We start from the raw sequence: 13,505 nt of genomic DNA, 5'->3' as shown, positions 1-13,505 counted from the left end.
CCTTGTGAGGGTGACGCGTTGCTGTACTAATTCTTTGTCTGGGCCTGCACGAGTGCGTCCCCGGCAGGGGTGCGGTAGTAGAGCACGGAGCGTCCCGCACGGCGCCGTTGCACAAGCTGCGCGTCGAGCAGGACCTTCAGGTGCCGGCCCACCGAACCGAGGCCCTGCCCGGTCAAAGCCACCAGCTGCGTAGTGCTCTTGGGCGTACTGAGGAGGACCAGTACACCTGCCCGTGCGTTGCCCAGTAGGCGCGCCAGCGCTTCCGGAGCCGGTGCGGAATGTGTCTCTGCGAGAGCGCCCGAGCAGGGGTAGATGACCGCGTAGGTGTGCGGCTCGTCCCACGCCACCCAGCCACGTCCGAGGGTCACGGGGGCGAACAACATCTGCGCCGCGGTCATCTTCCTCGGCGGGTAGTCGTAGGTGTTGATCTGGAGACGGCCGTCGCCCAGCCAGCGCATGCCCGGCCGCATGTCGCCGAGCGCGGCGGCCCAGCCGCCCTGGCTCAGCTGCCCGATCCGGGCGACGATGTCCGACTCGATGATCCGCTGACGCCGTGGCCAGTACGGCAGCACGGTCTCGGCCCACACCCATTCCAGCAGCAGCGCGAGGCGCGCCGGCAGATCATCGCGGCGCAGCTCCGGTGGCAGCGGACTCCCTCCGAGCGCCATCTCCAGGTCCGCGTGCGCCGTGTCGTCCGGCGTCTCCCGGATCCGCGCCACCTCGTCCTCGAACGTGGAGTCACCGGACGGCGGAGGCGTCAGGAAGTCGGCGATCCAGGCCTTGCCCAGCGCCGTGCGTATGAGCAGCGCCGTGATCGGATCGTTCGCCAGACGTTCGCGGTACGCGGGCAGATGGGTGTCGAGCCACGCCCGTTCGCCGGGGTGCGTGGCCCTCGGCCGCTGCAACGTGAAGAGGGCCGCGGTGGCCTCGGCCAGGGGCGAGACCACGAAGCGGCTGCCTGCCAGCGTGTCCGTGCTGACCTGCCACCATCCCATTGGTTTCGCCTCCGTGCGAAACAATAACGCTCTCGCCATGAAGATCGTCAGACTCCGGCCATGCGCAGCTACCGCGAACTCTTCCGCACGCCGGAGTTCACGCCCCTCTTCGCGACGGTGTCCCTGCAGATCGCCGCCATGACGGTCAGCGGGCTGGGCCTGGGCACCCTCGTCTACGACGCGACGGGCTCGCCGCTGCTGGCGGCCCTCAGCATGTTCGGCGCCTCCTTCGCCCAGGTCGTCGGCGCGACCATGCTCCTGTCAGCGGCCGATCGGCTGCCCCCGCGTGCCGCGATGACGGGGCTGGCACTGATCGCGTTCCTCAGCACGGCCGCCCTCGCGATCCCCGGCGTGCCCGTCTGGGCGCTCTTCGCGATCATCTTCTCCCAGGGGCTGATCGGCTCGGTGGGCGGCGGCGTGCGCTATGGCCTGCTCAGCGAGATCCTCCCCGAGAACGGCTACCTGCTCGGCCGCTCGGTGCTCAACATGTCCGTCGGCACCATGCAGATCTGCGGCTTCGCCACCGGTGGCGTCCTCGTGACGTTCCTGTCTCCGCGCGGCACCCTCCTCGCCGGCGCGGGCCTGCACCTCACGGCCGCCGCGATCGCCCGCTTCGGCCTCACCCGCCGCGCGCCGCGCGCCGAAGGGCGCCCGTCGATCACCCAGACCTGGCGGTCGAACGCGCGCCTGTGGTCCTCGGTACCGCGCCGGTACGTCTACCTGGCCAACTGGCTGCCGAACGGGCTGATCGTCGGCTGCGAGGCCCTCTTCATCCCGTACGCGCCCCATGACGCGGGCCTCCTCCTCGCGCTGGCGGCGGCGGGCATGCTCTTCGGCGACGTCATGACCGGCCGCTTCGTCTCCGCGAGGTGGCGCGTGCGCCTGGCCCCCTACCTCCGGCTCCTCCTCGCGACTCCGTACCTGCTCTTCGCCCTGCACCCGCCCCTTCCGCTCGCGGTCGCCGCCGTGATGCTCGCCTCGATCGGCTACTCGACCAGCCTGCTCCTCCAGGAACGCCTCATGGCCCTCACCCCGGACGACCTCCACGGCCAAGCCCTCGGCCTGGACAACTCCGGCATGATCACTATGCAGGGCGTAGGCGCGCTCCTCGCCGGCGCGGCGGCCCAGCAGACCTCCCCCGCGACCGCGATGGCCCTCATGGCGGGACTCTCCGTGACCATCACGCTGGCCCTGGCCCCCGGCCTCCGCCCCCTCCCTCAACCCCCCAAGCCCACCCCGATCCCCGAACAAGCCACCACATGACTCCGGCCCCAAGCCACCACATGACTCCGGGCACCAACCACGACGTGACTCCGCGCCCAAGCCACGACGTGACTCCGAGCACCAGCCACCACGCGACTCTGGGAACTAGCCACCATGTGACTTCGGTCAGTCGAGGGGACGATCGTCCTTGTGCGCGCCGTAGAACTCGGTCTGGCGGGACATGATGTCGCGCATCGGGGTGCCACGGGGGACCCCGTAGACGGTGCCGGGGAAGTCGAGATCGCGTTGGACCTCCCACAGTTCCTCGTGGCGGTCGGGCGAGAAGAGCCGCGCCGGGTCGCCCGCGGCGATCCAGCCGATGGGGACGACCGACTCGGGAGCAAGGCGGGAGTTGACGTGCAGGACGCTGTTGATCCGCAGCTCCGAACGGGCGCCCGCGACCGCGCCCGGGAAGATGGAGACGCCCGTCGCCACGAAGACCTCGTCCTCCACGGTCGCGCCGTTCACATGCGCGTGCGGGCCGATGAGAACCGCCTCGCCGAGGACCGCCGGGTTGGCGGCCCGCCCCCGGACGAGCGCGTTCTCCATGACGACCACGTTCGCACCCGTACGGACCTCGCCGTTCTCGGCCGTGAGCACCGCGCCGTGCAGAACGCGGACGTTCTCGCCAAGGACGACGGCTCCGCAGAGCGTTGCGGACGGGGCCACATAAGCCGACTCCGGCACGACCGGCCGACGCCCACGATGCTCCAGCAACATCTGATCAGCCTACGTCCCTTCCCTCACCTCACCCACCCCCACTCGCGGCCTTCGCCGCACTCACCTACGTCCCTTCGCCTAGCTCACCTACGTCCCTACCGCCCGGCTCACTCACCTTCCTCCTCGTCCATGTGCCTGCTGGCCGTTGTGGGGTGGCTCGGTGAGGTCACGGTCTGGGGCAGTTCGCTGGTCGGGTGTCAGGGCACCTGTCTTCTGATGGGGTTTCTTAGGCGGAACAGGCGGGTGGTGATGGTGTCCATGGTTTCGTTCGGCGGGCTCCAGCCTCGGTTGAGCATCGCGGTCAGGAGGGCTTCGAGGTAGGGGGTGGGTCTGGCGAGGAAGTCGCGGAAGACGGGGATGATCTCCCAGCCCAGCTCGTCGCGCAGCCAGCGGCGGCGGTGTTCGTCGCGGGCGCGGGCGGCGGGGCCGGAGTGGTGGCGTTCGCCGTCGTACTCCAGGCCGATCCGGAGATCCTCGTAGCCGAGGTCGACGTAGATACAGGCGCCGTGCGGGCCCCTTGCGGGGATCTGCGAGCGGGGGCGTGGGAAACCCGCGTCGATGACGGTGACGCGCGTCCAGCTTTCGCCGGGCGACTGCGCGCCGGGGTCGGCGGCGTCGAGGGCGGCGCGCAGGAGTTTCGAGCGGCGGTATCCGGCGGGTGCCGCCATCTCGGTGAGGGACGCGAGGTCGACGCCGTCACGGAGGAACTGGTCGAGAGCGGCCACCGCCTCACGCCGGGGAAGCCAGCGGGCGCAGTCGAGTGCCGTGCGTGTCGGTGTCGTCACGCGGACGCCCGACTTCACAGTGACGTGCTCGGGCGGCAGTTTGCCCTCGAACGACTCGCAGCCGGGATGGTCGGCCTCGGAGCCCGGCGGCACCAGTAACTCGATCTTCCAGGCTGATTGGTTCGTGCCGGGCGGTAAGACGTCGAGGCCCCAGATCCACGCGGCCGTGCGGCGGCCGATGACCGCGTCGGGTGGCAGGAGGGGGCTCATCGCTTCGGCGCGTGCGCGGAGGGAGGTCACGTCCATGCCGCCGATGGTGCCGCCGGTCAGAGCCGGGCGGCAGGGGCCGCGTGAACTGTGGATAACTTGCAGAACATTGTTCTAGTGATCCAGAATGATGTTCTGTGACTGAGATCGGCCGGGACAAGGTGCTCCGCGCGGCGCTCGAGCTGTTCGGGCGGGACGGGGTGGCGAGCACGACGCTGAGCCGCCTCCGGCAGGCCGGCGGAGTGAGCGTCGGAAGCTTCTATCACCACTTCGCAGGCAAGGAAGAGCTGGTCGAGGCTCTCTTCGTCGAGTGCGTCGAGCTGTACCAGGCGGCGTTCGTCAAGGAACTGCGCCGGTACCAGGACCCGCGTGAGGGCGTGGCGGCGGTCGTCGCGTTCCACGTCAGGTGGTGCATGGAGCACCCCGATCGAGCGCGGTTCCTCTTCACCGAACGCCGGCCTGCCGGGGGCGAGCTCACCGACCGCAACCGCGCGTTCTTCAGCGAGGTGCGCGCGTGGTGGCGGACCCACGTTCATCACGGAGCCCTGCCCGAGCTTGATCTGGTGACCACGTTCGTGTTGTGGCTGGGCCCCGCGCAGGAGCTCTGCCGGCTGTGGCTGAACGGAGAGATCCCCACCCCGGGGGACCATCAGATCGCGCGGCTGGGACGGGCGGCCTGGCGTGCGCTGGAAGGAGACGGCGATGATCGTTGACGCCTGGATGCAGCATGGGACGGTCCGGTTCCTGCAGCACGAGATGCTCGAATCGCTGTGGCGGTGGATCGGCCGGAAGCCGCCCGCCGAAGAGGTCCCGGTCGAGGTGACGATCGGCGCGATGGACGGCGGGGGAGTGGACGTCGGCCTGATCAGCGCGTGGTACGGGCCGGAGGGCGCCCTGGTGAGCAACGACGAGGTCGCCTCGTTCGTGGCCGTCGCGCCTGAACGGCTCGTGGGCGTCGCGTCCGTCGATCTGCGCAAGCCGATGGAGGCCGTCCGGGAGTTGCGCCGCTGCGTGAACGAGCTCGGCTTCAAGGGGCTGCGGGTCGTTCCGTGGCTGTGGGAGCTACCGCCCACGGACCGGAGGTACTACCCCCTTTACGCGGAGTGCGTCGAGCTGGGCATCCCGTTCTGCACGCAGGTCGGGCACACCGGGCCGCTCCGTCCCAGCGAGACCGGACGGCCCATTCCGTACATCGACCAGGTCGCGCTCGACTTCCCCGAGCTCGTCATCGTCGGCGGCCACATCGGATACCCGTGGACGGAGGAGATGATCGCGGTGTGCCGCAAGCACCCGAACGTCTACATCGACACGTCCGCGTACACGGTGCGGCGCTACCCGCCTGAGCTGGTCCGCTACATGACCGAGGATCGCCACCACAAGGTCATGTTCGGCACCAACCATCCGATGATCACGCCGGACCGGGCCCTGAAAGGCCTGGACGAGCTCGGCCTGGACGACGCGGCCCGCGCGGCGTTCCTGGCCGGCAACGCCCGTCACGCCTTCCGGCTGTAATTGATCTACAATGTAAAGGTGCGGGCTTTTGTCCGGCTCCACCCCTAGGCTGGGCCGTTACGACGAACCTTCCGTCGAGGGGTCCCCATGAAGTGGTTCCGGAAGCGCCGGCCCAACGCCGATGCCACTCCACAGCCGAGCGAGCAGCCGCCGCCGTCTGAGGGGCTGGGAGATTCCTCTGGCGAGCATGGCACTCCGCCTTGGAACCAGGACGAGCCGGTTGGCGGATTCCGGGTGCCGCCTGCCGCTGATGCGGTGGGGACGTTCGAGGGCGCCCCTGCTGTGCTGGAGGCAGGAGGTGTACTGGAGGCGGGGCCAGGCGAATGGGTGGACCGCTCCATAGCCGACGACCCGCTCCTGGCGCTGCTCGTCACGGTCGTCGAGCAGCACGGGTACCAGTGCCGGATCATCAGCGGCGACCAGGTCGAGATCACTCGGCCCGGACGGGACGCGCCGCTGCAGATGTGGCTGACCAACCTGCGGCAGTGGGTCGCGCGCGAGCCCCGGGAGGAGTGGGCCGCCGTCGTCAGCGACTTCGTGGGCAGCCTCATCGCGACCACCGAGGTCGACGAGGAGGACGAGCTCGACCTGGAGGACTACGGCCTCGTCCGGCCGCTGCTGCGGACGCGGCTGTACGCGGACGACTTCCAGGTGGGGCCCGGGGAGATCGTTCGGCGGCCGGTCGCGCCGGGGCTCATCGAGATCCTGGTGGTCGACCGGCCGACCTCGCTCATGCTCGTCCGCGCCGACATGGCCGCGGCCTGGCCGGTCTCGGCGGACGAGGCGTTCCGCGCCGCGTACGACAACGTACGGCGTGACGGGCCGCTCGAAGTCGAGTCGGAGCTCTTCGACGGCGTGCGGCTGTCCACGCTGCACGGCGAGACGGCCTACGTGACCGCGCACGCGGTCTGGGTGGGCGACTACCCGGTCACCGGTCCCGAGGGCGTGCTCGTCACGGTGCCCGTCCAGGGCGTCATCCACGCCGCCCCGATCCGCGGCATGGACGTGCTCAACGCCATGGACCTGCTGATCAAGATCGCCTGGTCGGGGTACCAGGAGGGGCCGCGTTCGGTCAGCCCGAACGTCTACTGGTGGCAGGAGGGCACGCCGCTCCTGCTGGCCGGTGCGGTGGAGCCCGGCGAGGAGTCGCTGAGCGTGAAGATCACAGCTGAGTTCCAAGACCTTCTGGAACGGCTGGCGCAGGACTGACCTGGCCGCTGGTGAGCTGGCAGCTGGTGACCTGGTCACCACTGGCCCGGTCGCCACCGGCTTGGTCGCGGCGCAGGGTGCGGCACGTCAGGAGACCGATGGGGACCGGCGCCCAGAACGTGATGGCGCGGAACAGCAGCACCGCCTGCAGAGCGGGCCCGGCAGCGATGCCCAGTGCTGCCAGGGCCGTGACCAGTGCGGCTTCGGTGGAGCCCACACCTCCTGGCGAAGGCAGCGCGGCGCCTGCCGCGGCACCTACGAGGTAGGCGGCCAGCAGTGTGACGGTGTCGCCCGGCCCGGCCGCGCCTGGTACGGCGAGCACGCTGAGAGCGAAGGCCAGCCCCATGACGAACGTGGTCGCCGCAGAGGCGCACACTGTCACGGCCAGGTCGGCTGGACGACGGCAGAGGTCAGTGAGTCCGCCGAGCGTCCGTTCTACCGCGGTCGAACGCGCGGCTCGGCGGCCCCACAGAAGCGCGGCGGGCAGTACGACACCGACGCCCGCGAGTACCGGCCACGGCGGAACCATCCCGGCGACCTGGGACGCGTGGGCGCCCATCGCGCCCAGCACCCGCCCGTCGCCGCCGTCGATGCCGAGGACGGCCCCCATCAGCAGTAGATCGGCCGGTATGCCGACGACCTGCATCACGGCGACCGCGACGGCGGCGTGCGCGAGCGGGACACCGCGGCAGACCAGGTAGCGAGTGTTGACCGCCACGGCGCCGAGACCGCCGGGCGTGACGCGGTTGGCGGCCGCGGCGGTGAACTGGGCCAGCGTCGTCGTGTACAGCGGCAGGCGACGCCCGGCCGCACCGCGCAGTGTCACGGCGGCGAGCACGTAGTGCAGCACTGACAGCGTGACCAGAACCGGCACGAATTCCCAGTGAACGTTCCGGAACGCCGTCGCGACCGAGACGAAAGGAGAGGTGCCTTTCAGCGCCACCGTCACCATGGTGGCGGCGGCCAGCAGGATCGCGGTCAGGGCATAGGGGGACCGGTACGTCCGGCGGAGTGCGAGCCGGAGGGGACGGCGGAGTGCGGGGGTGGCGGCGCGACCGCCGGAAGTCGAGAATCCGGCGGGCGCCGCGCGTTCAGCGCCGGCGGCGATAGTCTCCACACCTTATTTGTCGGCTTTTCGGTTGAAGGTTATGCGACCGGTTGATTCATCGCGGAAGAACGTTGGACGGAAACGACGGGATCATGGCCGGTTCGCTGCCGCCTCCAGCGGCGCGTTTTCACTGTATGCGGACGAGACCGGTGGAACGTACGACCGATCGAAGGTCACCGCGACGGTCCCTTTGCACGAGTGGCGGGTGGGTCAAGCGGCGGCGTGGGTCAAGCAGCGTGGGTCAAGCGGCGTGGGTCAAGCGGCGTGGGTCAAGCAGTCCGGGTCAAGCAGTGTCCGGGTCGAGCAGTCTGGGTCGAGCAGTCTGGGTCAGGCGGCGGGTGGGTCAGGCAGCGCGCGTGGGTCAGGTAGCGGGTGGGTCAGGCGGCGGGCTGGTCGGGCTCGGGTTGGTAGCGGTGTTCGCGTGTCTGTGACCCGATGTAGCGAAGGGTGCTGCGCAGCGTCCAGTGGTTGAGACGCGTGGGCATCATCCGGTATCCCTGCCGGTTGGCCAGCGCTATCGCGGCGAAGCGGACCTGGTCGGTGGCGCTCCACGCGATGTCGAACCGTTCACGCACGATCGACGGCAGGCAGCCGAACGTGACGAGCCGCAGTGGTTTCTCTGCCACGAGCTTGCTGGCTCTGTCCAGGACAGCGCCACGTGCGGGCACGAGCGAGATGGTGTCGGAGCCGTGCTTGGCGATGTCGAGCGCACGGGCGGCCGCTGGAGTGAGCTCCAGTTCCTTGGCGCAGATACGCCAGAACTTCGATTGGAACGCCGCGTAGTCCGCCGGCACCGGGCGCATGCTCACGCCATAGCGCGCATACCAGGTGACGGTCTCGGCGTAGAGCAGTTCGTGGTCGTCGGCGGTCAGCCGCTTCGGGTGGAAGAGCTCGGCGGCCTTGAAGATCTCCCAGGTGAACGTGGCGTGCGCCCACCAGAACGTCTCCGGCTCCAGCGCGTGGTAGCGGCGCGCGTGCTCGTCCTTGCCGCCGATGCCGCGGTGCAGGTCGCGGATGCCGAGGCCGCGCGTCCCGGCGTCCGGCGCGAGTATCGTCGCCCAGATCCGCGGGACGGAACGGTAGATGCGGTCGAACGGGGCGTCGAAGAAGGCCGAGTGCTCGGCGACGCCCGCACCGATCCCGGGGTGCAGCAGCTGCATGAGCCCGGCCGCCGCGCCGGGCATCAGGGAACGCAGATCGGCGGCGTACCGCCAGAGGAGCGAGCCGGGCCCGATCGGTGCGGTGGCGGGAGAGGAGGTGGGAGCGGCCGGGCGGTCGGGCGGGACGGGCATCGCACCTCCAGTGATCCCTCACTTATCAGCGTAGAGATCGTGAGACGAAAGTCAATATCTGTCTCATGTCTTGCCCGGAGGCCGTCCACATGCGCGTCCCCTGGGCGAGGAGACTTGCTCCTCGCTCAGGGGACGGCTTACACCTGCATCAATTCCCGGTCGTCGGGGCTCAGGTCCCAGGGCTCAGGCGGTCGGCTTCGTGTAGACGGCGACGGCGCAAGCGCTGCCCAGGCCGATGTTGTGCTGGAGGGCGACCTTGGCGTCGGTCACCTGGCGCTTGTCGGCCTTGCCGCGCAGCTGCCAGGTCAGCTCGGCGCACTGCGCGAGCCCGGTCGCGCCCAGCGGGTGCCCCTTGGAGATGAGCCCACCGGACGGGTTGACCACCCACTTGCCGCCGTATGTGGTCGCCTCGTCGTCCACCAGCTTGTGGCCTTCGCCGACGGCGGCCATGCCCAGCGCCTCGTAGGTGATGAGCTCGTTGGCGCTGAAGCAGTCGTGCAGCTCGATGACGTCGACGTCGTCGATCCCGATCCCGGCCTCGTCCATCGCCTTGCTCGCGGCCCGCTGCGAGCAGCCGAACCCGACGACCTGGATCGAGGAGTGGTCGGCGAAGCTGTCGGCGGTGTCGGACGCGATGTGGTGCCCGGCGATCTCGACCGCCTGGTCCCACAGGTCGTGCTCGTCCACGAACCGCTCGCTCACCACGATCGCGGCCGCCGCGCCGTCGGAGGTGGGGGAGCACTGCAACTTGGTCAGCGGCTCGAAGATCATCGTCGCGTTCTTGACGTCGTCGAGCGAGTACTCGTCCTGGAACTGGGCGTACGGGTTGTTCACCGAGTGCTTGTGGTTCTTCCACCCGATCCAGGCGAAATGGTCGGCGGACGAGCCGTACTTCTCCATGTGCTCGCGCCCGGCGTTGCCGAACATCTGCGGCATCGGGGCCTTGTCCATCTCCCAGGGACGGCCCTCCACCATCGAGTTGAGGTGGTGGTCGATGATGGTCACCTTCGACTTGCCGACGCCCGCGCCGAGCGACCCCTTCTGCATCTTCTCCATGCCGAGGGCGAGCACGCAGTCGGCCAGCCCGCCGCGCACCGACTGCCGCGCGAGGAAGAGGGCGCTCGAACCGGTGGCGCACGCGTTGGCGACGGTCATCACCGGGATGCCGGTCATGCCCGTCTCGTAGAGGGCGCGCTGGCCCATCGCGCCGTACATCGAGCCGGCGTAGGCCTGCTCGACCCGGTCGTAGGCGATGCCCGCGTCCGCCAGGGCCTTGCCGACGGCCTCCTTGGCCATGTCGGGGTACTCCCAGTCGCGGGAGCCCGGCTTCTCGAACTTGGTCATGCCCACGCCGACGACGAAGGTGCGGTTGGCCATCAGGCTCGCCTCCTGTACCGAATCCAGTTCGACACCACGATAGCCGGACGACCAAGCAAGTGCTCGGTCAGGGGTGCCGGACCCCCGGACCCAGCCCCCGGACCTCCGGGCCGCCGAGCGACGCTCAGGCGGCGAGCTCCTCGGCCAGCGCGGCCGCGAACGCCTGGACGTCGCCCTCGGTCGTGTCGAACGAGGTGACCCACCGGACCTCACCCGTCCGCGCGTCCCACGTGTAGAACGGGAAACGCTTCTGCAGGCGCTCGGTGACGTCCTTGGGCAGGATCGCGAACACCGCGTTCGCCTCGGCCGGCCGGACGATCCGTACGCCCGGCAGATCGCGGACGGCCGCTTCCAGCGCCCGTGCCATGGCGTTGGAGTGCGCGGCGTTGCGCAGCCACAGGTCGCCGTCGAGCAGCGCGACGAGCTGGGCCGACACGAATCGCATCTTCGACGCCAGCTGCATGCCCGCCTTGCGCAGGTAGAGCGTGCCGCGCACGGCGTCCGGATTGAGGATGACGATCGCCTCGCCGAGCATGAGCCCGTTCTTGGTGCCGCCGAACGACAGCACGTCCACGCCCGCGTCGGTCGTGATGGCCCGCATGGGCACGCCGAGCGCGGCGGCGGCGTTGGAGATGCGGGCGCCGTCCATGTGGACGAGGAGGCCGCGCTCGTGCGCCGCGGCGGACACGGCGGCGATCTCCTCCGCCGTGTAGACGGTGCCCAGCTCGGTGCTCTGGGTGAGGGACACGACCTTGGGCTGCGCGTGCTGCGGGTCGCCGAAGCCCGTCGCGTACCGGTCGACCAGCTCCGGCGTCAGCTTGCCGTCCGGGGCGGGCACCGGGATCAGCTTGAGCCCGGCCACCTTCTCGGGCGCGCCGCCCTCGTCGGTGTTGATGTGGGCCGAGCCGCCGCAGATCACCGCGCTCCACCGGTCCGACATGGCCTGCAGCCCGACCACGTTGGCGCCCGTCCCATTGAACACCGGGAACGACTCGGTGCGCGCACCGAAATGCCGCTTGAACACCTCGCGCAGCCGGGCGGTCATCACGTCGTCGCCGTAGGCGGTCTGGTGTCCCTCGTTGGCGGTGGCGATGGCGGCCAGGACCTCGGGGTGGATGCCCGACCGGTTGTCGCTGGCGAACGTACGGACGGCGGGCCCGGGGGATTCAGGAGTGGGAGAGGTCAAGGCGTCTTCCGTTCAGCTGTTCGGCGGGCCGGGTCCACAGGTCCGCGATGGCCTGGGCCAGGTCGTCGACATGCGTGAACCCGGGAAAGGAGTCGTCCGGACTCTGCTTCAGCATCGCATCCGTCAGCAGTGCCTTGACCACCAGGATGGTCGCGGCCGCGTTCCCCACGGGCGCGTCACCGGTGCCCACAGGCACGTCATCGGCGCCTGCGGACGCGGCAGCGGTCGTCCCGAAGGCGTCGGCTTGCGCCAGGATCCACGCCTCGGCCGCGGCCTTGGCGGTGGAGTAGGCGGCCATGTCCTGCGCGGGGCGTTGCGCGGAGTGCTGCGACACGATCGCGACCCGCCCGTACGGGCTGCGCGCGAGGTGCTCGTGGAAGGCGAGCGTGGTGTGCTGCAGGGTGCGGACGAGCAGGTCGTGCAGGAACGCCCAGTCGGCCAGGTCGGTCTCGGCGAAGGGCGTGCCGCCGCGCCAGCCGCCCACCAGGTGGATCAGCCCGTCGACCCGGCCGTGCTCGGCCACGACCGCGCCCGCCCAGGCCCGGGTCGCGGCGGCGTCGAGCAGGTCCACGACGACGGGTGAGATCCGTTCGTCGTCCCACTCGCGCGGTATCCGGTCGGCGGCGACGACCCGTGCCCCGCTCGCGGCCAGCGCGCGGACGACGGCATTCCCGGCGGCCCCGCCGGCGCCCGCCACCACGATCACTCGCTCTCCGCCCGGAGTCCCGGACGGCTGTGCGCTGGAAGATGCTGTCATGCCCCCATCTTCCACCGGCCGGGATCAGAGGACGCGCTCGCCCATCGGGTCGGCGACCGGCTCCGGTCCGGCGACGTTCACGGGCTCGCCCGCACGGCCGCCCATTCGCGTGCGCAGCGCGTCCACGTCGTCGCCGAGCCTGGCCATGTTGCCCTGGAGCTCGCGCCACAGGCCGGAGCGCTGCTCCATCCGCGCCAGCTTGCCGCGCAGGTCGGCGACCCGCTGCTCGACGTGCTCCAGGCGGCTGCTGTTGCCCGCGGTGTCCTTGCCGGCGCGCACGAGGGTGGTCGCGACCACCGTGAGGTCGCGTTCGGCGTCGTCCATGCGCTCGTCGATGCGCGGCAGGAGCCGGTCGTTCAGCTGGACGACGAGGGAGTCGAGCTCGGTCCGCAGGCCGCGCAGGCCGGCGTCCTGCTCCTTGAGCGTCTCCTCCAGCCGCTGGATACGATCGTCGTAGGCTTGCAGCCGCGCCAGCTCCGCCGGCCGTTCCCGGGTGTCCTGGCCGAGCCGGGCGAGAAGGGCGGCGCCCTCGCGCAGCCGGCGCTCCGCCTCGGCGGCGACGCGGCGGACGGGACCCGAGAACACGGTCATGATGCTCCTCTGGAGTGGGGGATCTTGACGCGGGGGACGCCACCTAAACTGTAGGCGAATCGGGCGTGAACAGAGCATTTCATTCAGGTGTTCATGGAGTGAACTACGTCGCGTACGCGGCCGGTTCACCCGGCGTGGGTGAACGGGCGGCGCCGCCGGGCCGGTGGCCGGCCGCCGGGCACACGCAAAGCCCATGGTCGACGATCAGCCGCGCCCTGGCGGTGGTGTAGTCGTCCCGGCTCTCCGCAGGGCGTACACGATTACAGGTCAGACACAACAACGACCATCCCTCTCGCGCCTCTGGCCGCAGGCGGCCAGACCCACCGCACCGGGCGCCTCCCCCCGGGGGCGCCCGACACGGCCGGTCCCGGCTTCGAGGCCGGTTGCCCCGGCCGGGTGAGGCCGCACGTTAGTCACAAGGACGTTGCAAGCACGTTGCAGTCGGGCGTTCACCGTATGTGCTAACGGCAAGGTAGGCGCGTTACCCTGAACCGGTTGCGGCG

At 70.1% G+C, this 13,505-nt stretch carries 14 protein-coding genes; 5 read left to right on the top strand and 9 right to left on the bottom strand.

Features of this window, described 5'->3' with window-relative positions:
- Window positions 1-26 precede the first annotated feature (26 nt).
- Complete coding sequence (locus tag ACGFNU_RS16825) at window positions 27-995, bottom strand: ArsR/SmtB family transcription factor (protein WP_392594419.1); 969 nt, start codon at window positions 993-995, stop codon at window positions 27-29.
- A gap of 60 nt (window positions 996-1,055) precedes the next feature.
- On the opposite strand from ACGFNU_RS16825, the gene ACGFNU_RS16820 reads away from it, so the two are divergent.
- Window positions 1,056-2,258 (top strand): MFS transporter, encoded by a 1,203-nt coding sequence (locus ACGFNU_RS16820; RefSeq protein ID WP_392594417.1) that lies wholly within the window; start codon window positions 1,056-1,058, stop codon window positions 2,256-2,258.
- Window positions 2,259-2,384: 126 nt separating this feature from the next.
- Here ACGFNU_RS16820 and ACGFNU_RS16815 read toward each other — a convergent pair whose 3' ends face one another.
- Complete coding sequence (locus ACGFNU_RS16815) at window positions 2,385-2,978, bottom strand: gamma carbonic anhydrase family protein (RefSeq protein ID WP_392594415.1); 594 nt, start codon at window positions 2,976-2,978, stop codon at window positions 2,385-2,387.
- Between the two features lie 197 nt (window positions 2,979-3,175).
- Window positions 3,176-4,009: a hypothetical protein gene (locus tag ACGFNU_RS16810; protein ID WP_392594413.1), complete on the bottom strand. Its 834-nt coding sequence runs from the start codon at window positions 4,007-4,009 to the stop codon at window positions 3,176-3,178.
- A 98-nt stretch (window positions 4,010-4,107) separates the two neighbouring features.
- On the opposite strand from ACGFNU_RS16810, the gene ACGFNU_RS16805 reads away from it, so the two are divergent.
- The 3 genes from ACGFNU_RS16805 (at window position 4,108) to ACGFNU_RS16795 (ending at window position 6,691) form a co-directional block, all read left to right on the top strand.
- Window positions 4,108-4,683 (top strand): TetR/AcrR family transcriptional regulator, encoded by a 576-nt coding sequence (locus ACGFNU_RS16805; protein ID WP_392594411.1) that lies wholly within the window; start codon window positions 4,108-4,110, stop codon window positions 4,681-4,683.
- Window positions 4,673-5,482 carry an amidohydrolase family protein gene (locus ACGFNU_RS16800; protein ID WP_392594409.1) on the top strand — a complete coding sequence of 270 codons (810 nt, stop codon included), beginning with the start codon at window positions 4,673-4,675 and terminating at the stop codon, window positions 5,480-5,482. The genes ACGFNU_RS16805 and ACGFNU_RS16800 overlap by 11 nt, the downstream gene beginning before the upstream one ends.
- Window positions 5,483-5,737: 255 nt before the next feature.
- The gene (locus ACGFNU_RS16795) at window positions 5,738-6,691 is read left to right on the top strand and encodes a hypothetical protein (RefSeq protein WP_392594407.1); all 954 of its coding nucleotides are present in this window, start codon (window positions 5,738-5,740) and stop codon (window positions 6,689-6,691) included.
- On the opposite strand, the gene ACGFNU_RS16790 is transcribed toward ACGFNU_RS16795, so the two are convergent.
- The 6 genes from ACGFNU_RS16790 to ACGFNU_RS16765 all read right to left on the bottom strand — a co-directional run bounded on the left by ACGFNU_RS16790 (window position 6,645) and on the right by ACGFNU_RS16765 (window position 13,002).
- Window positions 6,645-7,808, bottom strand: coding sequence for a YbhN family protein (locus ACGFNU_RS16790; protein ID WP_392594405.1), 1,164 nt, complete (start codon window positions 7,806-7,808; stop codon window positions 6,645-6,647). The genes ACGFNU_RS16795 and ACGFNU_RS16790 overlap by 47 nt on opposite strands.
- Window positions 7,809-8,176: 368 nt before the next feature.
- On the bottom strand, window positions 8,177-9,091 hold the full coding sequence (locus ACGFNU_RS16785; RefSeq protein WP_392594403.1) for an oxygenase MpaB family protein: 915 nt from the start codon (window positions 9,089-9,091) through the stop codon (window positions 8,177-8,179).
- Window positions 9,092-9,274: 183 nt separating this feature from the next.
- On the bottom strand, window positions 9,275-10,468 hold the full coding sequence (locus ACGFNU_RS16780) for a beta-ketoacyl synthase N-terminal-like domain-containing protein (RefSeq protein ID WP_392594401.1): 1,194 nt from the start codon (window positions 10,466-10,468) through the stop codon (window positions 9,275-9,277).
- Window positions 10,469-10,592: 124 nt separating this feature from the next.
- Complete coding sequence (locus ACGFNU_RS16775; protein WP_392594399.1) at window positions 10,593-11,654, bottom strand: threonine aldolase family protein; 1,062 nt, start codon at window positions 11,652-11,654, stop codon at window positions 10,593-10,595.
- The gene (locus ACGFNU_RS16770) at window positions 11,635-12,411 is read right to left on the bottom strand and encodes an SDR family NAD(P)-dependent oxidoreductase (RefSeq protein WP_392594397.1); all 777 of its coding nucleotides are present in this window, start codon (window positions 12,409-12,411) and stop codon (window positions 11,635-11,637) included. Before ACGFNU_RS16770 ends, ACGFNU_RS16775 begins: the two co-directional genes overlap by 20 nt.
- Before the next feature lie 24 nt (window positions 12,412-12,435).
- Window positions 12,436-13,002 carry a hypothetical protein gene (locus ACGFNU_RS16765; protein ID WP_392594395.1) on the bottom strand — a complete coding sequence of 189 codons (567 nt, stop codon included), beginning with the start codon at window positions 13,000-13,002 and terminating at the stop codon, window positions 12,436-12,438.
- Window positions 13,003-13,100: 98 nt separating this feature from the next.
- On the opposite strand from ACGFNU_RS16765, the gene ACGFNU_RS16760 reads away from it, so the two are divergent.
- On the top strand, window positions 13,101-13,232 hold the full coding sequence (locus ACGFNU_RS16760; RefSeq protein WP_392594393.1) for a hypothetical protein: 132 nt from the start codon (window positions 13,101-13,103) through the stop codon (window positions 13,230-13,232).
- Window positions 13,233-13,505: the final 273 nt, after the last annotated feature.

The organism is Spirillospora sp. NPDC048911 (genome assembly GCF_043198015.1).
Lineage (GTDB): Bacteria > Actinomycetota > Actinomycetes > Streptosporangiales > Streptosporangiaceae > Spirillospora.
Note: the sequence above shows the minus strand (reverse complement) of the source record. Positions and strands in the feature narration are given on the sequence as shown.